Raw genomic sequence first — 25,550 nt, forward strand, 5'->3', positions numbered from 1 at the left:
GAGTGGAGTTCGCCTATGACCCAAGTAGAAGTAAAAAAAACGCAGGAAAGCCTTCAGGATCGCCTCGCTCAAGTCGTTGAGCTGCTGCAGCGCCAGCGGGTCGTCGAAGACCTGACGCATCGCCAGGAAGGCCCGAATCATGACCGGGTCGAGAACCTGGTCCACCGGCAGAACCTTGTCGAGCTGCAACGCAAGCTCGATGACCTGCACTCCGCCGACGTCGCCTACATTCTTGAAGCCCTGCCACTGGAAGAGCGCCTGACGGTCTGGCAGTTGGTCAAGGCTGACCGCGACGGTGACATCCTGCTCGAAGTGTCGGACTCGGTTCGGGAAACCCTGATCGCCGACATGGATGATCACGAGTTGCTGGCGGCGGCCAAGGAGATGGACGCCGACGAACTCGCCGACCTGGCGCCCGAACTGCCGCGGGACGTTGTCCACGAACTGATGGAAGCCCTCGACGGCCAGCAGCGTGAGCGTGTGCGCTCGGCGCTGTCCTATGACGAGGAGCAGGTCGGTGCGTTGATGGACTTCGAGATGGTGACGATCCGCGAGGACGTCAGCCTTGAAGTGGTCTTGCGTTACCTGCGCCGTCTCAAGGAGCTGCCCGGCCATACCGACAAGCTATTCGTGGTCGACTATGACGGCGTGCTCAAGGGCGTGCTGCCCATCAAGCGTCTGCTCGTCAACGACCCGGAAAAGCAGGTCGCCGAGGTCATGGCCAGCGACCCGGTGAGCTTTCACCCGGACGAAGACGCCTATGATGCGGCCCAGGCATTCGAACGTTACGACTTGATTTCCGCACCGGTGGTCGACAAGAACGGCAAGCTGATCGGCCGTTTGACCATCGATGAAATGGTCGACTTGATTCGTGAGGAAAGCGAAAGCGAAGTCCTCAACATGGCCGGTCTGCGCGAAGAGGAAGACATCTTCGCCTCGGTCTGGAAGTCCCTGCGTAACCGCTGGGCCTGGCTGGCGATCAACCTGATCACGGCGTTTGTCGCTTCCCGGGTCATCGGCCTGTTCGAAGGCTCCATCGAGAAGCTGGTGGCGCTTGCGGCGCTGATGCCCATCGTCGCCGGTATCGGTGGCAACTCCGGTAACCAGACCATCACCATGATTGTCCGTGCCATGGCGCTGGACCAGGTCAGCACCGGCAATACCTCGCGGTTGATGCGCAAGGAACTGGCTGTCTCCTTGATCAACGGCGTGATTTGGGGTGGCGTGATCGGTGTGGTGGCTTACCTGCTTTATGGTAGCTGGTCGCTGGGTGTGGTCATGACGGCCGCGATGACACTCAATCTGCTGCTGGCAGCATTGATGGGAGTCTTGATTCCCATGACCCTGGCCCGTATGGGGCGTGATCCTGCCATGGGTGCCAGTGTCATGATTACTGCGGTGACCGACAGTGGCGGGTTCTTCATTTTCCTGGGGTTGGCGACTATCTTTCTGCTTTGATCATTTATCGAGGAAGCCCGCCCTGTTGGCGGGCTTTTTTGTGGGCGCGAGAAAAGGGGAGCAGGAGGGCCAAACGCCAGGCATAAAAAAGCCAGCACGAGGCTGGCTTGAGTGTTTTGCGTGTGATCAGCTCGGCTCTGCGGCCATCTCTACGTCATGAGCAATCAGCGAAACGAGGGCGTTCTGCTGGCGGTGGGAAAGTTGTCGGAAGCGTTGAAGCAACTCGCGCTCATGCAAAGACAGCTCTGGGCTGTCCAGGCGCATGCTCAACTCTTCACCCAGTGCACCTTCCTGAATCAGGCTTTGCTCCAGGCGCGCAATGATTTCAGAGTTCATGCTGCGATGATGATTACGAGCCACCTCGGCAATGCGTTCCCGCATTCCGTCTGGCAGACGTACGACGAACTTGTCAGCCGTACGGCTGGAATAAATTGCCTGTTTCATTGGGCGCATATTTATTTAACCGGTTAGTTCAGGGGAGCGGTTCTTGGGATTGGCCGCAGGATGTCGATAAGACAAGCCCCATTGCCAAATGTTCAACCTGAATTGTTAAGAGGCCCGCATCATGCCTCAAAATTGCCAGATCATTGGCGCCAATTCTGTGACAAATTCTGATCCGGGTAAAGGCGTTATGCCAGCACCTTTCATCAAAAAAATGCGGACTGGTTGGAAAAAACAACAGGTTCGCATTTTGTGACCGTCAGATTGTGTCGTTGTGCCATACCGTCTGGCGGATAACGGAAATGGACAAAAACGCCTGCCGTCCCTGTCTTGTACAGGATAGTGGCAAATGGCCGATTTACTAGGATGAGCAAGCCAGGGGCAGATGAATGGTGGCCGAGGCATGGCCGTCTGGCCTATCCAGCCTTCCGGGCAGTACCATTTACCTACACTTAAAAAAAGGGACGACATGACAAACGCAGGGCAGGTCGTTAACATGCACGCCGTTCCGCGCACCGCATTCCTCGTGGTCGACTCGTGTCTCAGTAGCTCAATTGGATAGAGCATCCCCCTCCTAAGGGGAAGGTTGGCAGTTCGAACCTGCCCTGGGACACCATTATAAACAGTGGGTTAGCGTGTTTTCCGCTCACTTTCCCCTGCTTGCATTCCCCATCTGCGCACGATCATCTTCGCCTTCAGCGCGCCATGCGTGCCTTGCACCGCTCTTCATTCCCCCAGGCTGTGATCGACTGCCCATTTTTGCTCTTTTTTACCGAGCCTGTTTCGGTAACGCGAAACTTTCTCCCCCCTCTGCTATCTGACCGTCTCGGTACGTTGTAGGACTTTTCCTTCGTAGCCGATGGAATACGTACCTCTTTTTTACCGATGTCGGTGCCGCATTTCGCAGGCCTGACCCACCGTGTCTTTGATTCAGGCCACAAGGATGTGACATGCAGCCAGCCGCACCCTGCCGACCGCGTAAACCGAGCAGCCCTCGCCGTTGTGCTGACGGAACCTGCTCATCTGCACAAAACGCCAAACGCCTCGCCCTGCTGCTGATAGCGGCCTGGATGACGGGCGCGTGGAGCGTTGCGCAGGCGGCTGGGCCTGAAGAAGAACTGCTGCGCCAGCAAGAGCGCGAACGGGTGTTGCGCGATCAGTTGGAGTCCCGGCCCGACGTGCGCCTGCAGGCGACACCCGTGGATGAAGGTGTCGAGCGCTTGCCCGCCAAGGAGAGTCCCTGCTTCGCCATCAATGACATTCGCCTGATCGGCGAAGCGTCGGAACAATTCCAGTGGGCGTTGCGCGCCGCCAACCCCAAGGATGATCCGGCCATTGGCCGTTGCCTCGGTGGCGGCGGGATCAACCTGACGATGAAGCGCATGCAGAATGCGATCATCGAGGCCGGCTACGTCACCACGCGCGTACTCGCCGAAGCCCAGGATCTGAACAGTGGGGTCCTGGTGTTGACCCTCGTGCCGGGGCGCATCCGTGAGATTCGTTTCGAAGAGGGCACCAGCTCCCGAGCCAATGCCTGGAACGCGATGCCGGCCAGTCCTGGCGATCTGCTCAACTTGCGCGACATCGAGCAGGCGCTGGAGAACTTCAAGCGCGTGCCGACCGCCGAGGCCGACATCAAGATCGCGCCCGCCCGTGCCGCCGACGCCAAACCCGGTGAGAGCGACGTGGTAATCGCCTGGAGCCAGCGGTTTCCCGCTCGGGTGAGCCTGTCGGTGGACAATTCGGGCAGCAAGACCACGGGCAAATACCAGGGCAACGTGTCGCTGTCCTTGGACAACCTGCTGTCGCTCAACGATTTGTTCTACGCCAGCGTCAACCATGACCTGGGCGGTGGCGAGTCCGGCCATCGCGGCTCCGATGGCAGCACGCTGCATTATTCACTGCCGTTCGGTTATTGGCAGTTGGGGTTCACCAGCAGCGAATACAACTACGAACAGTCGGTCGCCGGCGCCAACCAGACCTATCAGTACCGGGGCGAGAGTCGCAACAACGAGGTGCGCCTGTCACGCCTGCTGTACCGCGACGCCGTTCGCAAGACCACGGCCTGGGGCAGCCTGTGGACGCGCTCCTCTGAGAACTTCATCGACGACACCGAAGTCGGCAACCAGAAACGCCGCATGGCCGGTTGGCAGTTGGGGTTGGATCATCGGGAGTTCATTGGCGCTTCGATTCTTGACCTGGGCGTCGCCTATCGTCGCGGCACCGGTGCTCACGACGCGCTCAGGGCGCCCGAAGAAGACTTTGACGCCGGCACGTCACGCTCGCAAATCATCACCGCCGATGCCCAATTGCAGGTGCCGTTCCAGGTTGGCGATCAGCGCCTGCGCTACATCGGCGGCTGGCGCGCGCAATGGAACCGCACGCCGCTGGTGCCTCAGGATCGTTTCTCCATCGGCGGGCGCTACAGCGTGCGCGGTTTCGATGGCGAAAACATTCTGTCCGCCGACCGTGGCTGGACCCTGCGCAACGAAATCGGCCTGTCCCTGGGGCAGACCGGCCAGGAACTCTACACCGGTATCGACTATGGCGAAGTCAGTGGTCAATCCAGCGAATTCCTGATCGGCCAGCGCCTGGCGGGGGCCGTGGTGGGTATACGCGGCGGTTACAAGAGCCTGTCCTATGACTGGTCGGTGGGTACGCCGTTGAAGAAGCCCGATGGTTTCGAGACAGCCAACGTGACCAGCGCGTTCACCGTCATCTGGTCATTCTGAGGTGATCCCATGCAGTTCGAGACGCTAGACATTATCGCCCCCGGCCTGATCGACGAACCCTGGAGCGAAGCCGCGGTGTTCGGCTCCGCCACCTGGTTGTGGATGCACTCCAAGGCCCATCGCGATGCGCCGTTGCACACCTTGCCAACGCTGCTGCTGCCGGCCCTCAAGCATCGCCAGTTCGTGCTCGGCTCCGAACACGGCAAGCCGGTGTTCTACCTGTCCTGGCTCAACCTCGACGAGGCGGCGGAGCAACGTTATCTGCGCCAGTCGCCGTTGGCGCTGACCCAGGACGACTGGAACAGCGGCGAGCGCCTCTGGCTCAACGACTGGGTCGCTCCCTTTGGCCACACGGCGGTATTGAGCCGCTTGTTGCAACGTCATCTGTTTATTGATCGCTGTGCCCGTGCCCTCTATCACCGAGGCGACGAGCGCGGCTTGCGGGTCAAGACATTCCAAGGGATCGGGGTCATTCCCGAACAGGCCCAGGCCTGGTTTGCCGCCCATCCGCTGGCAATCGAAGCGTAACTCCAACCACTGCTCGTGCGGGCTGGCTCCGCAAATGGAATTGCTATGAACAAGCATCTGTACCGAATCGTTTTCAACAAGGCCCGCGGACTGCTGATGGTCGTGGCCGAGAACGTCACCAGCCAGGTCAAGGCGCCGGGGACCCGTTCCGGGCCGGCGGCGGGCGCAGCGGCTTGCACGGCGACACTCGGAGCGTTGCGCTTTGCCCTGATGACAGCGATTGGCCTGGTGTCCTTGAACGTGGCGCCGAGCTGGGCTGGCACCATCGTCGCTGACCCAGGCGCCCCGGCTGGGCAACGACCGACGGTGATACAAAGCGCCAACGGCACGCCGCAGGTGAATATCCGCGCGCCTAGCGCTGGCGGTGTCTCGCGCAACACCTACAACCAGTTCGACGTCGATGGCCGGGGGGTAATCCTCAACAACGGTGCGGGCAATAGCCAGACGAAACTGGGCGGTTGGATCGAAGGCAACCCGATGTTGGGCAATGGCAGCGCGCGGGTCATCCTCAACGAAGTCAATTCCAGTAATCCCAGCCAATTACGCGGTTACGTCGAAGTCGCCGGCCAGCGCGCCGAAGTGGTGATCGCCAACCCGTCGGGTATCACCTGCAACGGTTGCGGCTTCATCAACGCCGACCGGGCCACCCTCAGCACCGGTCGGGCGCAGTTGGAGAACGGTCGCATCACCGGCTACACCGTGCAGGGCGGGACCCTCAACATCGAAGGCAAAGGCCTGGACGCCCGCGAGGCCGACTATACGGATCTGATTGCCCGTTCGGTACAGGTCAACGCCGGGGTGTGGGCCAACGACTTGAAGGTTACGGCCGGACGTAATCAGGTCAATGCCGACAACACCCAGGCCACGCCGCTACCAGGCGCCGAGGGAGAAAAACCCACGGTTGCCATCGACGTGGCCAAGCTCGGCGGCATGTATGCCGGGAAGATCATGTTGGTGGGCACGGAGTCCGGCGTGGGTGTGCGCAACGCCGGGCAGATCGGCGCCATGGCGGGCGAGGTGGTCATCAGCGCCGACGGCAAGTTGCAAAACCAGGGCGCCATCAGCAGCACAACGGCGACCCGGGTTGCTGCCACCAGCGTTGAAAACAGCGGCACGCTCTACGCCAAGGGCGACCTGAGGCTCGACAGCACCGGTGACATCGACAACAGCGGCACCGTTGCCAGCCAGACCAACACCACGCTGACTGCCAAGACCATCCGCAGCACCAGGGCCTCGAGCCTGGCGGCGGGCGTCGGCGCGGACGGCAAGCTGGGCAGCAGTGGCAACCTCGCGCTAGGGGCCACCACGGTCAAGGCGCAGGGCCAGAATCTGGCTGGCGGCGATGTCAGCGTCGAGGCGGCTGACCTGGACCTGAGCGGCAGCCAGACCCTGGGCAGCAACGTGACCCTGACGGCCAGCACCGGCGATGCCAACCTCACTGGCAGTCAAGTCGATGCGACCCAAGTGCTGAATACCAAAGCGGCCAAGACCTTGCGCACCGATACGGCCAAGGTCACCGCGGGGAACCTGCAGATGGGCGCGCGGGATATTTCCAATGCCGGCGGCGAGCTGGTGCAGACCGGCACCGCCGACACGTCGATCAAGGCCGCCGCCACGCTCGACAACAGCGACGGCCGGATTGCCTCCAATGCCACCAATGTGAAACTTGGCGCCGACCGGTTCGACAACAGCACGGGCAAGGTCGAGCACGCCGGCAAAGGCACCCTGGATATCCAGGCCACCCAGTTGGCCGGCAGCAAAGGCACCTTGGCCAGCAATGGCATATTGAACGTCAAGGCTGGCGAGGTGGTGGTCGATGATGGCCTGACCCAAGGCCAACAGATCACGCTCGACACCACGACGTTGTCCAACCAGCGTGGACGGATTCTCCAGACCGGCGCGCAACCGCTACAGGTCACCGCCCGTGAACGCTTCGACAATCAGGCTGGGCAAGTCAGCGGTCCCGGTGCCGTGGCGCTGAAGGTCGGCACGCTGAACAACCAGGGCGGCAAAGTCCTCGCCACCGACAACGGTGCCTTGACCGTCACGGCCGACGAAGCGGTCAATAACGGCGGCGGGACGCTGGCCGCCAGCGGTACGACAAAGGTCAGCGGCAAGGCGCTGGATAACACCCAGGGCACCGTGAGTGCCGGCGGTGAGCTGCATGCGACGTTCGACCGCTTGGACAATATCGGCGGCACGCTCGCCGCCACCCAGCGCATGGAGATCATCGCCGGGCAGTTGAACAACACCAATGGCGTGCTGGGTTCGGTGAAGTCCGGGCTCAAGGTCAGCGTCTCGGCGGATGGGCTGAACAACAGCGGCGGACGCCTTGAAGCGCTGGGCGATATCACCCTGTCGGCCCAGGGCTTGAATAACCAGGGCGGGGTGATCAGTGGCCAGGCTTTGGACCTGAATAGCCACGGCCTGCTGATGGACAACAGCCAAGGCACGCTGAATGCCGGCGCGACCCTGGACCTGCGCAGCGGTGAATTGCGCAACGCCGCGGGCCTGATCCAGGCCAAGGGCAAGCTGTTCATCGACACCGGCAGCCAGGCGCTGAACAACCTCCAGTCCGGCACCACCCAAGGCATCAGCGGCCAGGATGCGGTGGAAATCCGCAGCGCCCACCTCAACAACAGCACCGGTTTCCTCGGCGCCAAAGGTGCGCTGGTGCTCAAGGCCACCGACCTGACCAACGGCAGCGGCGGCCAGATCGTTGGCCAGAAGAGCGTACAGGTCGAAGGCGCCCGGGTGGATAACCGCGGCGGTCAATTGCAGGGCCTCGGCGATGTCCAGTTGGTGCTGGGCGAGACGCTCAACAACCAGGGCGGACTGGTGCGCAGTGGGGGAATCCTGGGCGTGACTGCCAACGTGCTCGACAACAGCGCCACCCAAGGCGCCAATCAGGGCCTCGAAGGCCGCGCCATGAGCCTGGCGCTCGACACCTTCGGCAACCAGGCCGGTGCCGTGCGCACCGACGAAGGATTGTCCATCGGCGTCAGCCAAGCGCTGGATAACCAGGGCGGCCTGATTTCCTCGGGGGCCGGCCTGACCATCACTGACCGCGATCCGGCGCAACGTCGCCAGGCGGTGCACAACCTCAATGGGACCTTGCTCGCCGGCAGCTTGTTGTCGCTCAACGCCGCCTATTACGGGGGCAGCGGCCGAGCCCTGAGCCTGGGCGACCTGACGTTCAGCCTGCAAAGTGGCCTGGACCTGAGTGGACAGATCCAGGCCAATGGCAAGGTTGACCTGAGCACCGAAGGGGCTTTCAACAACAGCGGGAAACTGCTGGCGGGCAATCTTCTGCTGGTTCACTCGCAGACCCTGGACAACGCCGCCAACGGCGAGATCAGCGCCGGCCAGGTTCGCCTGACCGTCAACGACAGCTTGACCAACCGTGGCCTGATCGACGGCCAGCAAGTGCGTGTGCAAGCGCTGTCGCTCAATAACCTGGGCACGGGACGTCTATACGGCGACCGATTGGCGATTGCCACTTCGGCCCTGAGCAACCGCGATGAGAATGGCGTCGCCGCGACCATCGCCGCCCGCGAGTCGCTGGACATTGGCACCGGCACCCTGGACAACCGCGAGCAGGCAATGATCTTCAGTGCCGGGGACCTCGCCATTGGCGGTGCGCTGAGCGCCACTGACAAAGCCCAGGACCGGGCCCAACTGTTGACCAACGCCAGTGCGACCATCGAGGCCCTCGGCAACCTGTCGCTCGATGTGCAAAGCGTGCGCAACACCAACGAACACTTCAGCACCCAACAGGTGGAAGTCAGCCGCACCGCCTTGCAGGAATTCCAGCTCAGCGGTTCGCCGAACCGCTACCAGGGCAACCAGATTTCCGTGAGCCACGACGAGGTCAATTACCTCAACACGCCCGAGGGAAGCAAAGATAGCTGGAACCGCTACGACTACACTCGCGTGGTCCAGGAAACCCAGATCGCCACCTCGGCACCGGCGCAGATCCTCTCGGGCGGGACGATGCAGATCAATGCAGGGGATGTGCTCAACGACAAGAGCCGCATCATTGCCGGTGGGTTGTTGCAGGCCAACATTACCAGCCTGACCAACACCGAACTGACCGGCCAGCGCACCACCACCGACAGCGGCACGGCAACGAGCTTCTATCGCATCCAACGCAAGGGTCGGGACCGTCAAGGAACAGCCGTCACGGCCTACACGCCTGCGCCCTTGATCCAGGACATCAGCCTGCAACCGACCGTGTTCGCCCAGAACGCCGCCGGCAACGGTACCGGCACCCAGATCAGCGCCCGCGCCACACAGGGCGTCGGCGAACAGATCACCGCCACGGGCGCGGTCAGCGCTCCGGTCGACAGGACCTTTCAAGTGGCGCCCATCGTTCAGGTCGCGGCCCAGACCACCCTCAACAGCAAGGGCGTGGCCGAGCAGATCCGCAGCGGCGGGCCCTCCCTGGCATTGCCGAGCAACAGCCTGTTCACCACTAATCCCCAGAACACCAGCAGCTACCTGATCGAAACCGATCCGCGTTTTGCCAGCTACCGCACCTGGCTGTCATCGGACTACATGCTGCAGCGCCTGCAAGTCGACCCGGCACTGACGCAACAACGCCTGGGCGACGGCTTCTACGAGCAGAAATTGATTCGTGAACAGATCGCGCAACTCACCGGCCGCCGTTTCCTCGACGGCTACGCCAATGACGAAGCGCAGTACCGTGCCCTGATCGACAACGCCGTGACCGTCGCCAGCCAATGGCAACTGGTGCCCGGCGTGGCCCTGACCTCCGCGCAGATGGCCCAGTTGACCAGTGACATCGTCTGGCTGGTTCAGAAGCAGGTCACCCTGGCCAACGGCGACACCCGCAACGTGCTGGTGCCGCAAGTGTACGTACGGGTCCAGGAGGGCGACCTCAACGGCTCCGGTGCCCTGATTGCCGGGCAGCAGTTGAACCTGAACATCGCTGGCGACCTGGTCAACAGTGGCAGCCTGGCCGGGCGCAGTGTCATGGCGATCACCGCGCAGAACATCGAGAACCTCGGCGGGCGCATCCAGGCCGACAAGGCATCGCTCACCGCGCGGGAAAACCTCAACAACCTTGGCGGCCTGATCGGTGCCGTGGACAGCCTGTCGCTCAAGGCCGGGCAGGACATCAACGTCGTCTCCAGCAGCCGGGACAGCAGCAGCGCCCAAGGCACCCGCACCAACCTGTCGCGGGTGGCCGGGCTGTTCGTCAGCGGCGCCCAAGGCACGATGGGCGTGAGTGCCGGCAACGACCTCAACCTCACCGGGGCCCAGGTGGTCAATGCCGGCAAGGGCGGCAGTACCTTGCTGGAGGCGGGCAAGAACATCAACCTGGCCACCGTCGGCGAAGCCCACGAGCAAGCGCTGGCCTGGAACAGCAGCAACTGGCGCAAGGATGCCAGCCAGACCGAAGTCGGCTCCCAGATCCAAGGGCAGGGCGACGTGCGCTTGAGCGCCGGCCAAGACCTCAACGCCCGCGCGGCCCAGGTCACCAGCGAGCAAGGGGCGGTGTTTGCCGAGGCCAAGCGCGACGTCAACCTGACCGCCGGCCAGAACTACCAGTTCGCCGATGAAGCCCACAAGGTCAAGGGCAGCAACGGGATGTTTTCCAGCAAGACCACCACCACCCGCGACACCATCAGCCAGACCTCGGTCGAAGGCTCCACCCTCAGCGGCGAGCAGACCTATGTGCAGGCCGGTCGCGACATCAACCTGAAGGGTAGCAACGTGGTGTCCACGACCCAGACGGTGCTGGTGGCGGACAACAACGTCAACATCGAAGCCGACACCGCCAGCAGCAGCGAACGCCATGACAAGTCCATGAAGAAAAGCGGCCTGTTCAGCGGCGGCGGCATCGCCGTGACCATGGGGACCCAGCAACAGAGCGTCAAGGACCTCACCACGGAGCACACGGCCGTGGCGAGCACGGTCGGTTCGACCACCGGTGATGTGCTGATCGAAGCGGGCAAGGGCTATCGCCAAGTGGGCAGCCAGGTATCGGCACCACAAGGCAACATCGACGTCACGGCGCAGACCATCGACGTCGTCGAGGCGCGCAACACCCGCGAGCGCGAACGGGAAACCCTATTCAAGCAGACCGGGTTCACTCTCACCGTGACCAACCCGGTGATCAGCGCGATCCAGACGTCCCAGCAAATGAAACGGGCGTCGGAGAAAACCGACGACGGACGCATGAAGGCCCTGGCCGCCGCAACTGCCGTGCTGGCGACCAACAATGCCGCTACCGCCGTGGCGATGGACCCGGGCGCGGTGGGTGGGATCAACATCAGCCTGTCGCTGGGCACCAAGAAGAATGAAAGCACCACCACCTATACCAGCGACAGCGCGGCCGGCTCGACCATGACCGCTGGCAACGACGTTCGCCTGCGCGCCACGGGCGCGGGTGCCGCCAGCAACATCACCGTACAAGGCAGCGATATCAAGGCCGGCCGCAACGCCAGCCTGCTGGCGGACGGCGACATCAACCTGCTCGCCGCCCGCAATATCGACAAACAGGAAACCGACAGCAAAGGCAGCAGCGCGAGCATCGGCATCGGCTTCTCCCTCGGTGCTCGCAACGGTTTCACCTTGGACCTGGGGGCATCCGGCACTCGCGGCCAGGCGGATGGCGATGGGCTCACCCACACCAACACCCATGTCCAGGCGGGCAACCAGTTGCTGCTGTCCTCGGGCGGTGACACCAACCTCAAGGGCGCGGTGGCCAGCGGCAAGCAGGTATTGGCCGATATCGGTGGCGACCTGAATATCGAAAGCCTGCAAGACACCAACACCTACGTGGTCGACGAGAAGAGCCTGGGCGTTGGCATTAGCCTGTGCATTCCGCCGTTCTGCTACGGCATGAGTTCGGTCAACGGCGTCAGCGGCAGCTTCGGTGCCACGGATATCGATTCCAACTACGCCAGCGTGACCGAGCAATCGGGCATCAAGGCCGGGGACGACGGCTTTGACATTCGCGTGGGGGGCAACACCGACCTGGTCGGCGCGGTCATCGCCAGCAGCGACAAGGCTGTGCAGGACGGCAAGAATCGCCTGGTCACCGCCAGCCTCACCAGCCGCGACATCAAGAACAAGGCCGAGTACGACGCCAGCACCGTCAGCGTCGGTGGCGGCTATCGCGAAGTCGGCAAAGACCAGCAAGGCAACGCCACCAGCGGCGGCACGCAAACCCCGGGCACCGACCTGCCGAAGAACGACAACGACCTCAGCGCCACCATGCCGATCGCCATCAGTGCCAGCGACGACGCCAGCAGCGTCACCCGCAGCGGCATCAGTGGCGGCACCATCGTCATCAGCAACGACGCCGAGCAACAGAAACGCACCGGCCAGAATGGCGAGCAAACCGTCGCCAGCCTCAACCGCGATGTCTCCAGCGATCGCGACACCACCAACACCCTCAAGCCGATCTTCGACGAAGACGAAATCCGTGCCGGTTTCGAGATCGTCGGGGCGTTCTCCAACGAAGCCAGCACCTTGCTCGCCAACAAGGCCAAGGAAGTCGACCTCAAGCGCAAACAGGCCGAGAAAGCGCAGGCAGCGGCCCTGGACCCCAACGCCCAACTCACCGACAGTGAACGCTTGGCGCTGCTCGGCAGCGCTCAGCGCCTGAATGCCGAAGCCAGCGGCATTGCCGACAAGTGGGGCGCGGGCGGCACCTACCGGCAGATCACCACCGCCCTGGTGGGCGCGGCCAGCGGCAACATCAGCGGCGGTAACAGCGCGTTCGTCCAAGGGTTGGTGGTCAACTACCTGCAACAGCAGGGCGCCGGCTACATCGGCGACCTGGTGGCGGACGGCAAACTCACCGAAGGCTCGCCGCTGCACGCCGCCCTGCACGGCATCGTCGCCTGCGCGGGCGCCGCCGCCAGCAGCCAGAGTTGTGGCAGCGGTGCCGCGGGCGCGGCGGCGTCGAGCCTGCTCACTGGTCTGTTCTCCGAAGCCAGCCCCGATGAAAGCGAAGCCCAGCGTGAGGCCAAGCGCAACCTGATCGTCAGCATTGTCACCGGGTTGGCCGCCACCAGCTCCTCGCTCGACCCGGCTACCGCCAACAGCGCGGCCGGGGCAGCGGTGGATAACAACTGGCTGGCGACTCAGCAATTGGTTCAGGCGGAGAAGGAATACGACGCAGCTGACGGCTTAGGGGCCAAGGCGCAAGTGATCGCCAAGTGGGCGTACATCAATCAGAAACAAGACGTCCTGACCCGCTTCGGCGTGGGCAAAGGCTTGGTGCAGGCGGGTTGGAGCGACGTTGAAGGGTTGGCGCAATTCCTCCTTCACCCGGTTGACGGAATCAACGGCCTAAAAGCCCTGGTCAACGACCCAGAGGCCCGCAAGCAGTTCGGCGATGGCGTGGTCAACGAACTCAACGCCAAACTTGACCGCGTTAAAGACGCGTTGGAAAACGGTGGTGATGATCGCGCCGTGCAACTGGGGCAGGACATTGGCGAACTCGTCTGGCAGGTTGGCAGCATCGCCACGGGTGTTGGTGGGGCGGCCAAGGGTGGGGTGGCGTTGGCGAAAGCCGGGATCAAGGTGGGGGCGGAAGGGCTCGAGGCGATGGCTGGCCTGGCCAAGTTCGATAAGCTGGTGGCCCGTGGTGGGCAGTTCAACCCTAACGGCACCCCTCTGATGGATTTCCGGGCGCTGACCAACGCACAAAAGAGCATCGTGGGTGATGTCATGGGCGGTGAGCGGATCAAGTCACTGGTCCCGGGTGCCGAGAAAATTGGCCGGGCGCCGGATATTGGCCAAACCGGTATTGATGATTTGTACAAGGTCGACAAGCCGGGTGTTGATTACCTGGTTGTGGAGTACAAGTTCGGCTCTTCCAAGTTGAAACCGACTAAAGACGGTTTGCAGATGAGTGATGATTGGATGACGGGGACAACCACTAATTACAATCGCATTCTTGAGTCTGTGGGCGGTGATGCAGGCAAGGCGGAAAGCATCCGCAGTGCCTTGCTTGCAGGTCGAGTAGAGAAGTGGTTAGTCCATACCGATCCATTTGGTAATGTCTCCGTGGGGGTATTGGACAAGGGGGGGAAATTTGTTGCAGACCCCGTCGCAACATCCAAGCTTATAGGGAGTAGGTAAATGATCCGTGCACCGCTTGGCAGCTCTGATTATTGGAGCAAGGTCATTCACAACAACGATGGTTATATCGAAAAATCTCAAAAGGCCCTGCGGGAACCAGTGGGGGCGCCTGACTACGTCCCCCAGTACGCTTTTGAGACTGCCCAAAAGCATTGGCATCAAATCCTGCGCAGGTATTCTGCTGGAGATCCGATAGCGGACTTGTCGCGATACTTTCCCGGGCTGCTTGATGCCTGGGAGGAGGCCGAGAGCCTTGGCGCGACGGTCTGGACCCAGGAGCAGCAATTCACTCGCCATAGCTGGTGCGTCAACTACGACCATTACATCACCTGCTTCTGGCTGGTGGGCTTGGGATTGGCGCTGGATATTGCGGATGACCAGTGGAGGCGGTTGCTGGCGTTGATCGGTAACGAAGGCGAGGACGTGCTGCTCGACCGGATCATTGCGAGTCGCAGCCCTGAACGTAAAATAGGTTCTGTGCTTCTTTACCCGAAACCCTACGCTCGGTTATTGACGGCGGTAGACGCTCCGGCGGATTCGCAAGCATCGCTGTTGAGTGCGTTCGTCAAGCATTGGTACACGGAGGTGCGTACCGGTGCCAAATCTGGCTCTGATCCTCAGGCTGTCAGTTATAGACATCCCTATTGGTACACCTATGGCGATGAAAATTTCGAGGGCGGCGCCTATTTCGGTCGTTGGTGCGTAGAGGCCGTGGCGGCGGTCAAGGCTTTTGATATGGACGATTCACAGTGCTTGGGGCTTGAGCATTATCCGGGGGATTTATTGAGGCCCAACGGCCCGAGTACGCACCCGCAGAGGCAGGAAGTTGAACCGCCTGCTGCGGCGGCTGTGGAGAATAAAGTGGGTTTTTGGGCGAAGTTGTTGGGGCGTCGTGGGTGAGGGCGCTTCGTGTTGATCGTCGAGGGGATGAAGCCTGACATCACCCGTGGCGAGGGAGCTTGCTCCCGCTCGGTTGCGCAGCAGCCGCCAAAAACAGGTCCGCTGCGCGGCCCAGCGGGAGCAAGCTCCCTCGCCACGGGTGTTCAGCCAGTCGTCTGCACTCGGTTTCTCCCACACCTTCCCCTTAACGGAACGCCATCGCCTGCCGATAACCTGATGAGCCCGTTTCTCTCCAGCGTTTCGGCTCGCAATGTGCGTCACGACACAGCCAGGCCAAGCGGGTGCTGAAATCCCTTGAAGGTTGCTGGCTGGTGACTATCATCTGCGCGCCTCGGGGTTGTGACACGGCGTTTCGTTGTTATGCCATTGGGTTATTTTTTTACTTGCCTGGACATCCTCGATGCTGGCGTACCACCAAAAAAGCTTTTTGATCGTCGATGATTTCTCGGATTTCCGCAGTTCGATCCGCTCCATGCTGCGTGAGCTGGGCGTCAAGGACGTAGACACCGCCGACACCGGTGAAGTGGCGCTGCGCATGTGCTCGCAGAAGCGCTATGACTTCATCCTGCAGGACTATCACCTGGGCGACGGGCGCAAGAATGGCCAGCAGGTGCTGGAAGACCTGATGGTCGAGAAGTTGATCAGCCATGAAAGTGTCTTCCTCATGGTGACCGCCGAGACCAGTCAGGCGATGGTGCTCAGTGCCCTGGAGCACGAGCCGGATGCGTACCTGACCAAGCCATTCAACCGCTCTGGCCTGGCCCAGCGGCTGGAGCGGCTCGAGCAGCGCAAGACCCTGCTCAAGCCGATCCTGCAAGCCCTCGACCGTGGCAAGCCGATGGAAGTGCTCAATGCCTGCATCGCCCTGTGCAAGCAGGACCCGCGCTACGGGCCGTTGTGCCTGCGTTATCGCGCCGATGCGTTGCGCGACCTGAATCAGAACGAGGCTCTGGAGCGGCTGTACAACTCGATCATCGCCGATCGCCCGTTGCCCTGGGCTTACGCGGGGTTGGGCAAGTTGATGTTCAAGCGCGGCCAGGTGACGCAGGCCAAGGCCGTTTATGAAAAAGCCCTGAAAGTCTTTCCGATGATGCCGGCGTTGTACGACGGCATGGCCGAAGTGTTGATGGCCGAAGGCGACACCAAGCAGGCGCAGCACGTGCTGGAAGAGGCAGTGCGCCTGTCGCCGCTGGCGGTGCGCCGCCAATCGTTGCTGGGCAAGCTGGCGATGACCAACGAAGACTTCGACACGGCGTCCCGGGCCTATCGCCAAGCGGTGGGGCAGGGCGCGCAGTCGCGCTTCAAGGACCCGGAAAGCAACCTCGGCCTGGCCCATGCGCTGATCAGCAAGGGCAGCGAAAAAGGCCTCGACACCCGGACGCGGCTGGAGATCAACACGACCCTCAGCGCCGTGGCGAAGGAGAACCTCAACGACCCCGGATTGCAGGTCCGGGCGCGGTTGATGAAGGCCACGAGCCTGTTGCTCAACGATGCCGAAACCGCCGAAAAGCTCACCGAACAGGCCTTGCAGCGCCTCGATGGCATGGAGCAGTTCATGAGCGCCGAGGCCGCGTTGCTGGTGGCCAAGCAGTTGCAAATGCTCGGCCAGACCAGCGCCGGCGAGTCGATGCTCAAGAACTGCGCGGAGATCTACGGTGATGACCCGACGGTGATGCAAGGCATCGCCAAGCTCACCGACGACCCGAACATCCTCAACCAGGGCAATGCCGCCGCCGAGTTGAATCGCGAGGGCGTGCGGGTCTACAAGACTGGTGCATTGCCGGAGGCGCGAGAGCTGTTCCGCCGCGCCCTGAAGATGCAACCGAAGAACATCAGTATTGCCCTGAACATGGCGCAATCGCTGCTGCATGGCACCGACACCACTGTGGAGTCGGAACTGCTGCAGGAGTGCCGTGCCTGCCTGAAACTGGTGGGCATGATGCCCGATACCGATGCGCGTTTTGCGCGCTATCAAAAACTGCGAAGCAAGGCATTTGGCGATGAATGACAGCGAACAGGCACTCGATTTTTCCACGGTGATCGCGTCGACCGTGCATGACATGAAAAACTCCCTGACCTTGCTCATGCAGGCGCATGGGCAATGGCTCGAGCGCTTGCCCGAATCCGAGCGACAGACTTCGGAGCAGGGCGTCATCGAGTTCGAGTTCGCCCATCTCAACGGTCTCATGGTGCAGTTGCTGGGGTTGTACAAGCTCGGCGTCAACCAGTTGCCACTGCACCCGGCCTACCATGAGCTGGATGACTTCATCGAGGCGCAACTGGCCGGCCATCAGGATGTGTTTCGCAGCCGTGGGATCATGGCCACCTACGACGTCGATCCGCTCAGCCCGCTGGGTTTTTTCGACCGCGAGTTGGTCGCCTCGGTGCTCGACAACTGCATCAACAACGCCATTCGCCATGCGCGCCAGGCATTGTTGATCAGTGTGAGTGATGAAGCCGGGCAACTGGTGCTGACCATCAACGACGACGGCGAGGGTTACCCGCCAGAGATGATCGAGCGTCAGGCCGAGTATGTGCAGGGCATCAACCACAGCAGCGGCAGCACCGGGCTGGGCCTGTATTTCGCCGCGCGGATCGCCGGGTTGCACCAGCGCGGCGGCGTGAGCGGGCGGACCGAGATTGCCAATGGCGGTGTGTTGGGCGGTGGGGTGTTCCGGCTTTATCTGCCCTGAATAATCGTCCTGACAATACAAATCCCCTGTGGGAGCGAGCTTGCTCGCGATAGCGATGTATCAGCCAACTCAATATTGGCTGAGCCGACGCCATCGCGAGCAAGCTCGCTCCCACAGTCGTGTTGCATAAGATTTTTTTAATTGCCTCCGGCTGCTTGATATTCCGAACAGCCGGAGCCTATTTTGTACGGGTTGCCGTTCGCGGCTCGCACATAACAAGGATTGCGTCATGACGACCGATGGCCAGCGTTCACTCGCGCAGCGACTGACGGGCATTGATGAGATTGAATGTGTCACGCCGGATTTGAATGGCGTGCCGCGGGGCAAGGTGATGACCGCCGAGGGGTTCCTCGAAGGCCGGCGGTTGCAGTTGGCGCGGGGCGTGCTGCTGCAATGCATCATGGGCGGTTATCCGCCGTCGCGTTTCTACGGCAGCGACGACGGCGACCTGGCGCTGGTGGCCGATCCGAAACAGATCCACCGCCTGCCCTGGAGCCAACAGCCCCGTGCCCTGGCGATCTGCGACGCCGACGAACTGACCGGTGAAAGCTCCCGGCTCTCGACACGCGGCCAGCTCAAGGCAGTTGTCGCGCGTTATGCGGCCCTTGGCCTGGCGCCGGTGGTGGCGACCGAGCTGGAGTTCTTCGTATTCGCCCCCAACCCGGACCCGACCCAGCCGTTCCAGCCGCCGATGGGCCTGGATGGACGGCGCGAAGACGGCCAATCGGCGTTCAGCATCAGTTCCAACAATGGTCTGCGCCCGTTCTTCAGCGAAGTCTATGCCTGCATGGCGGCGCTCGGCTTGCCTCGCGACACCTTCATGCACGAAATGGGCGTGAGCCAGTTCGAGATCAATCTGCTGCACGGCGACCCTTTGTTGCTGGCGGACCAGACCTTCCTGTTCAAGCACCTGCTCAAGGAAGTCGCCCTCAAGCACGGCCTGACCGTGGTCTGCATGGCCAAGCCCCTGGCCCACACGCCGGGCAGCTCGATGCATATCCACCAGAGCGTCGTCGAGGCGGCCAGCGGCCGCAACGTGTTCAGCGACGACGCGGGCGAACCGACGGCCACGTTCCGGCATTTCATCGGCGGGCAACAGGCGTGCCTGGCGGACTTCACCGCGTTGTTCGCGCCGAACGTGAATTCCTACCAACGCCTGTGCCATCCGTTCGCTTCGCCGAACAATGCGTGTTGGTCCCATGACAACCGTTCGGCCGGGTTGCGGATTCCCGCCAGTTCGCCGGTGGCCCGACGGGTCGAGAACCGCTTGCCCGGGGCCGATGCCAACCCCTACCTGGCGATTGCCGCCAGCCTGGCCGCCGGGCTGTACGGGATCGAACATCGCCTGGAGCCGAGCGCGGCGATCCAGGGCGAATTCGAAGTACCGGATAATCTGTCGCTGCCATGTACCTTGCATGCCGCCCTGGAGCGTCTGAAGCGTAGTCATCTGGCGAAGGAACTGTTCGGAGCGGAGTTCATCGAAGGCTACATCGCCTCCAAGACCCTGGAGCTAACCAGTTTCTTTGACGAAATCACGCCCTGGGAGCGGCGTGTCCTCGCGGCCCAGGCCTAACGAACCGTCGCATTCGGGCTATCTTCAACGGATAGCCTTTACTTACCTCAAGGAGCCGCTCGGAACGCCGATGCGCCAAATCTGGAAACCTTTTCGAGCGCTTTATTTCGCCTCGCTGATGATGTTGATCGGCTCGGGCCTCTTGAGTACTTACCTGGCCTTGCGCCTGGCCGCCGACCATGTGGACAGCCTCTGGGTCGGTGCGCTGATGGCCGCCAACTATTTCGGCCTAGTGCTGGGCGGCAAGATCGGTCACCGGCTGATCGCCCGCGTCGGGCACATTCGCGCCTACTCGGCCTGTGCCGGGATCGTCGGGGCGGCGGTGCTGGGCCATGGTCTGGTGAACTGGCTGCCGGCCTGGATCGTGCTGCGGATGATCGTTGGCCTCGGCATGATGTGCCAGTACATGGTCATCGAGAGTTGGCTCAACGAACAGGCCGACGCCAAGCAGCGCGGTGTGGTGTTCAGCGGCTACATGATCGCCTCGTACCTGGGGTTGGTGCTGGGGCAGTTGATCCTGGTCATGCACCCGGCCCTGGGCCTGGAACTGCTGATGCTGGTGGCGCTGTGTTTCGCCCTGTGCCTGGTGCCGGTGGCGCTGACCCGGCGGATTCACCCGGCACCGCTGCATCCGGCACCGATGGAGCCGCGTTTCTTTATAAAACGCGTGCCACAGTCTTTGACCACGGTGTTGGGCTCGGGGCTGATCGTCGGTTCCTTCTACGGTCTGGCGCCGCTCTACGCCTCCCAGCAGGGCCTGAGCACCGAACAGGTCGGCCTGTTCATGGGTAGCTGCATCTTTGCCGGCCTGTTGGTGCAGTGGCCGCTGGGCTGGCTATCGGATCGTTATGACCGGGCACTGTTGATCCGCTGCTTCGCTCTGGCCCTGGCGGTGTGTGCGTTGCCGCTGGCCATCTTGTCGAAGGTGCCGCTGGAAATATTGTTCGTCGCGGGGTTCTGCTGTTCGTTGGTGCAGTTTTGCCTGTACCCGCTGGCGGTGGCGTTTTCCAACGACCATGTCGAGGGCGATCGCCGGGTGTCGCTCACGGCGATGCTGTTAGTGACCTACGGCGTGGGCGCCAGTATCGGCCCATTGGTGGCCGGCGTGCTGATGAAGCTGTACGGCAGCCAGATGCTGTATGGCTTCTTCGCTTTGTTTGCGTTGGTGCTCGTGTGGCGGATTCGGCCGAAAGCGGTCACCAATCTGCATCAGGTCGATGATGCACCGCTGCACCATGTGGCCATGCCGGACAACATGACCAGCTCGCCCTTGGTGGCGTGCCTTGATCCAAGGGTCGACGAGCAGGTCGTTCAGGAGCAGATGCAGACATCGCCCAATCCGGACGCGGAGCCTGAGCCAGCCGCCGAAGCCGCTGCGGAAACCGAGGAGCCCGAGGGGCCCAGTTTTACCCAGGCCAGGCCTTGAAACAGGCATAAAAAAACGGGCAGTCACCGCAAGGGACTGCCCGTTTTTCATGCCTTGAGGATCAGAGGTCGTCTTTGTCGAAGCGGCGGGCTTCGCGCTGGAGCTGGTAGACGAACCGCTCGACTTGCCGTTGCACCAGGCCGCTGATGTTGTGGAAGCGTACGCCGGCGAACGTAGTGTTGAATCGTTCTTCGAAGTGCAGGTAGCGCAGCTCGACGGGGGCGGTCATGTTGCCAAACGGCAGGGCTGCGACGAAGCGCTCGTACACTTGGCCCAATTGCAGTCGCTCGGTGATATCGCCGTCGAAACGCAACTTGCAACCGGTGGCGGAAATGTCCAGCAGCTTGCCTTCTACGGGGGACTTCATCTTGTCGCCGCCCAGTTCAACGCTCACCAGTTGCGCCAGTTTCAGGGCGGCGCGGAAGGCGTTGCGACGTTGGTGGTAGACCACCTCGTCGGGCAGGGCGCCGCGGTAGCAGCGACCGTCGCTGGATTCATCGATGGTCAGCGGGCCCTTGCCATCCCACGCGATGCGCACGCCGTCATGGAAGCCCTCGACGCGAAACGGCTCGCCGGCCAGTAGGAAGCGCTCGCCGTCCCGGGGAATCATTTCATCCAGGGCGATGGAATTGGTCTCGCGATCGACATTGACCAGATAACTCTGAAAGCGCTGGGTACGTTCATGGAACGTAATGATCAGCGGGTCGTGGCTATCTTGCAGCATCCGCAGGTTGCCGGAGATTTCCAGGGGCGTGGTAAGGACCTTGGGTGGCTGCGGAGCATCATCCGCGTTTGAGGCATTGAACACGGTGGGTCAATCTCCAGGCAAAATACGACTACGAATGGCTAGCATTTTGCCAGCATGTTTCGCGCGTTGATAGAGCGAAGGCATAGTTCGTTTCATGCCTGGCTGAGCGGACGGTGCTTGACCATTCTGGCCGTCGAACCGCTGGCGTCATACAGTGTCGGGATCTCGCCGCCGTTGAGAATGCGCAATTGGTTGGCGGTGGCGGCCTGCTGCATCTGGATCGACTGGCCGTTGCGGGCGTTGGTCGCCTGGCATTGGGCGAGCAGGTCGTTGAGTACCTTGCTCTGGGACAGCAACTGATCGCCGACGGTCGACTGACCGGCCAATTGCTCGAGGCCGTCATGATTGGCGGGCAGGTTGAGGCTGGCGAGGATCTCGCTGCGCTTGCGGCCATGCTGGTCGAGCAAGATGATCAGTGCCTGTTTCTGCGCCAGGATATTTTCCAGCAAAGGCATGTCACGACCGTGCAGGGCCACGGATTCGGCCTGCAATAACTCCAGCAATTGTTGCGCTGGTACGAAGTCGTCGATGATCAGTTGCAATAATTGAGTGTCGTGCATGGCTGGCCTTGGGTCTTAGCGTCCAAAAGCCTGGCGCAGGCGGCGGCCTAGCGCTGGGCTTCGAAGTTGAGCAGTTTGCTGGCTACGCGGTTGCTGTCGACTTTGTAGCTGCCATCGGCGATGGCTGCTTTCAACTCGGCCACGCGGGCGTTGTCGACGACAGGTTGATCGCGCAGCTTGTCAGTGAGCTTCTGCAACTGCTGAGCCTCATTGCTGAGGTGTACCGACTCCCCGTTGCTGACTTCGGCTGGCGTGGACAGCGGCGCGGATTTGTCGGTTTCGACGGTTTCCTTGGTGGCGCTGGTACGCGTAGTGCCTGTCAGCGGTGAAGAGCTGTTTAAACGATTGAAGTCGATGACCATGGTAAAAAACCTCTGGGTATTTGGACGCTTGCCATGTTTTCGGCCATTCCCAAAAAAACTTTAGGCTCATTTATTCAATGAACGTGCGCACGTCTGCGCTTGCCTTTGCATAAGGCACAGTCTAGGGAACACCGGGATCAAGCGCCAGCTTTCTACCTCCTTTACCAGGTCATTACATCGCCACTTCCACTTGGCCTGGGGCCATCACCTGCGCCTTGATGACGCGCTGGGAGTTAAGGTTTTTTACTCGTATCTGTTCACGCATGCCGCCATTGGACAGGGCCTCGCCGGGCATCCGCACGGCCAGGGAACCGCTGCGGGCGGTGATGACCACCTGGTCGCCCTTGCGGACCACCTCGGCCTGCTCCAGGTGCACCAGGGTCACGACCTGGTCGGCGACCATTGGTCGGACAAGTTTCTGCCCGATGGCCTGATCGACCGAGGTCAGGAAACCCTGGGTGATCTGGCTGATGTCGCGTTCGCGCAACATGACGTCCTGGGGTTCGACGATCCCGGCCCGCTTGAGCGGACGGGTGGTGGTGACAATTTCCCGGAACAGGCGCACTTGAGCGGGCACGAACACCGTCCAGGGCGCGGCGCTGTCGCAACGGACCTTCACCGTGACGCGCCCCAGGGGCCGGGCCGGGCTCTCCAGGGAAGCAGTCAATTCCTTGTCACACATGGGCATGCGCAGGCGCGGGTCGAGTTGGTTGACTTCGATTTCGTAACGACCTTCGGTTTGACTGGTTGCCAGATAGTCTTCTACGGTGAATTCAAGAAAGCCCTGAGTGACGCCGATAAGGAGATCAGGCAAGGTAACCGGAACCGCCGCAAGGGCAGGACTGCCCGAGGTGAACAGGCAGGCAGCCAACAGTGCACCGAGCCAGTGGCGGCAGTGAGTGGTCAGGCGTCGAGAAAATGTCGTTTGTGCGTTCATGCCGGTTCAATAGCAAGCCCCGTGCCGTTTAGTGATGAATGCGCGTCGGACACATTAGCGTTAGGTAGGAGTCAGGGCATGGCGGGAGTAATGGATTCGGTAAACCAGCGCACTCAGCTGGTCGGTCAGAATCGCCTGGAGCTGTTGTTGTTCCGTCTCGACGGCCAACAAATGTATGGGATCAACGTATTCAAGGTCCGCGAGGTGCTGCAATGCCCCAAGCTGACCCTGATGCCCAAGTCCAGCCCCGTCGTGTGCGGTGTGGCCAATATCCGGGGTGCGACCATCCCGATTCTCGACCTGGCGATGGCGACCGGTTCCGGTCGGCTGCTGGACCAGAGCAATCCGTTTGTGATCATCACCGAGTACAACACCAAGACCCAGGGTTTCCTGGTGCGCTCGGTGGAACGCATCGTCAACATGAACTGGGAAGAGATCCATCCGCCGCCCAAGGGCACCGGTCGCGATCACTACCTGACGGCGGTGACGCGGGTCGATAACCAGTTGGTGGAAATCATCGACGTGGAGAAAATCCTCGCCGAAGTGGCACCCACGCCGGAAGCGATCTCCGCGGGCGTGGTGGACGCCGAGACCCAGCACAAGGCGATTTCGCTGCGGGTGCTGACCGTCGACGATTCTTCGGTGGCCCGCAAGCAGGTCACTCGTTGCCTGCAAACGGTCGGCGTCGATGTGGTGGCGTTGAACGACGGGCGACAGGCGCTGGATTACCTGCGCAAGCTGGTCGATGAGGGCAAGAAGCCCGAGGAAGAGTTCCTGATGATGATCTCCGACATCGAGATGCCGGAGATGGACGGGTACACCCTGACCTCGGAAATCCGCAGCGACCCGCGTATGCAAAAGCTGCACATCATCTTGCATACTTCGTTGTCCGGTGTTTTCAACCAGGCGATGGTCAAGAAGGTCGGTGCCGACGATTTCCTGGCGAAATTCCGCCCCGATGACCTGGCTTCCCGGGTCGTCGATCGGATCAAGGCAGCAGAATAAAGTAGAGGTCGGGCGCGTTGTGCGTCCGGCAAGTCAACACGAATGAAAGAGGCGGTATCTTGTCTACGGGTAATTTGGATTTCGAACAGTTCCGGGTCTTCCTGGAAAAAGCCTGTGGCATCCTGCTTGGTGAAAACAAGCAGTACCTGGTGTCGAGCCGTCTCAATAAATTGATGGAGCAACAGGGCCTCAAGTCATTGGGCGAGCTGGTGCAGCGTATCCAGACCCAACCGCGCAGCGGCTTGCGCGAGATGGTGGTGGACGCGATGACCACCAACGAAACCCTGTGGTTTCGTGACACCTATCCATTCGAGGTACTGAAGAACAAAGTGCTGCCGGCGGCCATCAAGGCCAGCCCGGGCCAGCGCCTGCGGATCTGGTCGGCGGCCTGTTCGTCGGGGCAGGAGCCCTATTCGTTGTCGATGTCCATCGATGAGTTCGAGCGGACCAACCTGGGCCAGTTGAAAGGTGGCGTGCAGATCGTTGCCACCGACCTGTCCGGCACCATGCTCAATAACTGCAAGACCGGCGAGTACGACAGCCTGGCCATCGGCCGTGGCCTGTCGCCGGACCGCCTGCAACGCTACTTCGACCCGAAAGGGCCGGGCAAGTGGGTGGTCAAGGCGCCGATCAAGAGCCGGGTCGAGTTCCGTTCGTTCAACCTGCTGGACAGCTACGCCAGCCTGGGCAAGTTCGACATCGTGTTCTGCCGCAACGTGTTGATCTACTTCTCCGCCGAAGTGAAGAAAGACATCCTGCTGCGTATCCATAGCACGCTCAAGCCGGGTGGCTACCTGTTCCTTGGCGCCTCCGAGGCGTTGAACGGTTTGCCGGATCATTACCAGATGGTCCAGTGCAGCCCGGGGATCATCTACCAGGCGAAGTGATTGGCTTGGTTTCAGAAAAAACGGGAGTCCCATGGGGCTCCCTTTTTTTTGCCCGCTGTTTTTCATTCACCCGCGTCCCCTGTGGAAGCGAGCTTGCTCGCGATAGCGGTATTGCAG

16 protein-coding genes and 1 tRNA gene are annotated in these 25,550 nt (G+C 61.6%); 12 read left to right on the forward strand and 5 right to left on the reverse strand.

The window, feature by feature from the left end; all coding sequences use genetic code 11:
• The first annotated feature begins 15 nt into the window (after positions 1 to 15).
• Positions 16 to 1,458, forward strand: coding sequence for a magnesium transporter (gene mgtE / locus ACIPQ1_RS14590; protein ID WP_060741018.1), 1,443 nt, complete (start codon positions 16 to 18; stop codon positions 1,456 to 1,458).
• 126 nt (positions 1,459 to 1,584) lie between these two features.
• Here mgtE and ACIPQ1_RS14595 read toward each other — a convergent pair whose 3' ends face one another.
• On the reverse strand, positions 1,585 to 1,911 hold the full coding sequence (locus tag ACIPQ1_RS14595) for an Arc family DNA-binding protein (RefSeq protein ID WP_186707061.1): 327 nt from the start codon (positions 1,909 to 1,911) through the stop codon (positions 1,585 to 1,587).
• A gap of 527 nt (positions 1,912 to 2,438) precedes the next feature.
• Here ACIPQ1_RS14595 and ACIPQ1_RS14600 point away from each other — a divergent pair.
• From ACIPQ1_RS14600 to ACIPQ1_RS14640, 9 genes are all read left to right on the forward strand, one after another.
• A tRNA-Arg gene (locus ACIPQ1_RS14600) sits at positions 2,439 to 2,515 on the forward strand.
• A 454-nt stretch (positions 2,516 to 2,969) separates the two neighbouring features.
• Positions 2,970 to 4,631, forward strand: coding sequence for a ShlB/FhaC/HecB family hemolysin secretion/activation protein (locus tag ACIPQ1_RS14605; RefSeq protein WP_446534347.1), 1,662 nt, complete (start codon positions 2,970 to 2,972; stop codon positions 4,629 to 4,631).
• 9 nt (positions 4,632 to 4,640) lie between these two features.
• Positions 4,641 to 5,159: a toxin-activating lysine-acyltransferase gene (locus ACIPQ1_RS14610; protein WP_109753925.1), complete on the forward strand. Its 519-nt coding sequence runs from the start codon at positions 4,641 to 4,643 to the stop codon at positions 5,157 to 5,159.
• Positions 5,160 to 5,204: 45 nt separating this feature from the next.
• Positions 5,205 to 14,282 (forward strand): two-partner secretion domain-containing protein, encoded by a 9,078-nt coding sequence (locus tag ACIPQ1_RS14615; RefSeq protein WP_446534348.1) that lies wholly within the window; start codon positions 5,205 to 5,207, stop codon positions 14,280 to 14,282.
• A complete protein-coding gene (locus ACIPQ1_RS14620) occupies positions 14,283 to 15,182 on the forward strand; it encodes a PoNe immunity protein domain-containing protein (protein ID WP_446534349.1) in 900 nt (299 codons plus the stop codon).
• Positions 15,183 to 15,582: 400 nt separating this feature from the next.
• Entirely contained in the window at positions 15,583 to 17,190 is a 1,608-nt protein-coding gene (locus ACIPQ1_RS14625) for a tetratricopeptide repeat-containing response regulator (RefSeq protein WP_186707053.1), read from the forward strand.
• Positions 17,183 to 17,875, forward strand: a complete 693-nt coding sequence (locus ACIPQ1_RS14630) for a sensor histidine kinase (protein ID WP_060741029.1) — start codon at positions 17,183 to 17,185, stop codon at positions 17,873 to 17,875. Before ACIPQ1_RS14625 ends, ACIPQ1_RS14630 begins: the two co-directional genes overlap by 8 nt.
• Before the next feature lie 331 nt (positions 17,876 to 18,206).
• Positions 18,207 to 19,448, forward strand: a complete 1,242-nt coding sequence (locus tag ACIPQ1_RS14635) for a glutamine synthetase family protein (RefSeq protein WP_446534370.1) — start codon at positions 18,207 to 18,209, stop codon at positions 19,446 to 19,448.
• Between the two features lie 70 nt (positions 19,449 to 19,518).
• Entirely contained in the window at positions 19,519 to 20,874 is a 1,356-nt protein-coding gene (locus ACIPQ1_RS14640) for an MFS transporter (protein WP_411385403.1), read from the forward strand.
• A 61-nt stretch (positions 20,875 to 20,935) separates the two neighbouring features.
• Here the strand turns inward: ACIPQ1_RS14640 and ACIPQ1_RS14645 are convergent, their stop codons facing one another.
• The 4 genes from ACIPQ1_RS14645 to flgA form a co-directional block, all read right to left on the reverse strand.
• Positions 20,936 to 21,682 carry a flagellar brake protein gene (locus tag ACIPQ1_RS14645; protein WP_186707051.1) on the reverse strand — a complete coding sequence of 249 codons (747 nt, stop codon included), beginning with the start codon at positions 21,680 to 21,682 and terminating at the stop codon, positions 20,936 to 20,938.
• A gap of 92 nt (positions 21,683 to 21,774) precedes the next feature.
• On the reverse strand, positions 21,775 to 22,242 hold the full coding sequence (locus ACIPQ1_RS14650) for a flagella synthesis protein FlgN (RefSeq protein ID WP_186707050.1): 468 nt from the start codon (positions 22,240 to 22,242) through the stop codon (positions 21,775 to 21,777).
• Between the two features lie 47 nt (positions 22,243 to 22,289).
• On the reverse strand, positions 22,290 to 22,604 hold the full coding sequence (gene flgM, locus ACIPQ1_RS14655; protein WP_446534350.1) for a flagellar biosynthesis anti-sigma factor FlgM: 315 nt from the start codon (positions 22,602 to 22,604) through the stop codon (positions 22,290 to 22,292).
• A 172-nt stretch (positions 22,605 to 22,776) separates the two neighbouring features.
• On the reverse strand, positions 22,777 to 23,541 hold the full coding sequence (gene flgA, locus ACIPQ1_RS14660; RefSeq protein WP_446534351.1) for a flagellar basal body P-ring formation chaperone FlgA: 765 nt from the start codon (positions 23,539 to 23,541) through the stop codon (positions 22,777 to 22,779).
• 78 nt (positions 23,542 to 23,619) lie between these two features.
• Between flgA and ACIPQ1_RS14665 the strand changes: the two genes are divergently transcribed.
• Both ACIPQ1_RS14665 and cheR read left to right on the forward strand, forming a co-directional pair.
• Entirely contained in the window at positions 23,620 to 24,546 is a 927-nt protein-coding gene (locus ACIPQ1_RS14665) for a chemotaxis protein CheV (RefSeq protein WP_186707047.1), read from the forward strand.
• Positions 24,547 to 24,605: 59 nt separating this feature from the next.
• Entirely contained in the window at positions 24,606 to 25,433 is an 828-nt protein-coding gene (gene cheR / locus ACIPQ1_RS14670; RefSeq protein WP_003178919.1) for a protein-glutamate O-methyltransferase CheR, read from the forward strand.
• The last annotated feature ends 117 nt before the right edge of the window (positions 25,434 to 25,550 follow it).

It is taken from the genome of Pseudomonas sp. LARHCG127 (genome assembly GCF_052871455.1).